The organism is Moorena sp. SIO4A1 (genome assembly GCF_010672065.1).
Lineage (GTDB): Bacteria > Cyanobacteriota > Cyanobacteriia > Cyanobacteriales > Coleofasciculaceae > Moorena.
In genome coordinates, this window is sequence record NZ_JAAHHX010001038.1 from 1 (window position 1) to 1,057 (window position 1,057).

General features: G+C 46.5%; 1 pseudogene. It reads left to right on the top strand.

What is annotated here, in order from left to right:
• Positions 1 to 72 precede the first annotated feature (72 nt).
• Positions 73 to 1,015 (top strand): annotated as a pseudogene (locus tag F6K53_RS45080) (IS5 family transposase).
• Positions 1,016 to 1,057 lie beyond the last annotated feature (42 nt).

Sequence of the window (1,057 nt, forward strand, 5' to 3'; positions counted from 1 at the left end):
GGCTTTGTTGCATAAAGAGTATGAGTTGAGTGAGATAATCTATAGAGAGAAAAATAGAGCTTCCCCTTAGCCATGACAGAAGCAACCGCCAAGACCAAATATAAGATATTGAATTGGAGTAAGTACAACGCAGCGCTCTTAAACCGTGGTAGTCTGACCTTCACCGATTGATGATGAGGTACTTAAAAGATGGTGGAATCCCCAAAAGACAGGGAAACGAGGAGCATCCCGCAAATACAGTGACTTAGCCATAGCTACCATGAGTACCATGGGGTCAGTGTTGAATTTACCAGGGCGTCAAACCCAAGGATTGATGGAATCAAAGTTCGGTTTAATGGGAGTAGACTTAGAAGTACCAGACCACTCCACAGTATCGAGACGGCTGGGGAAATTAAGTGTGGCAATGCCCGGTTAAGAACGGAAGGGAGCACGGCATGTGGTAGTGGATTCAACCGGAATCAAAGTTTATGGAGAGGGAGAATGGAAAGTACGTCAACATGGAATCAGCAAACGTCGAAAGGCGCGAAAACTGCATTTAGGGGTAGATCAGAGCACAGGGGAAATACTTGGTGCGGTAGTGAGTACGAATAATCTCAGTGACTCGGAGGCTCTATCGGATGTGTTAGATGCCATCGAATCAGAGATTGAAGCAGTGTCCGCCGATGGAGCTTATGACAAACGCAAGTGCTACGATGCCATTAAAAAAAGAGGTGCTCAGGCTAATATTCCCCCACGTCATGATGCCCAATATTGGCCAAAAGAAGGAGAGCATCATCCACGCAATCAGAACCTAGTACGTATTGAAAAAGTGGGTCGAAGCCAATGGAAACTTCAGAGTGGCTATCACCGTCGCTCATGATCGGAGACGGCCATGTTTCGTTTCAAGCTTATCTGTGGTAATCGTTGTTCTCGTCGTACCAACGACCCCCAGGCTGTAGAACTTTTACTTGCTTGTGCTGCCCTCAATCCTATGACCCATTTGGGTATGCCTGATAGCTATGCCCATAATGCTTAAAACTGCTCCTGAGAGGGGGAGCATTTTGACCCCTTCATCATT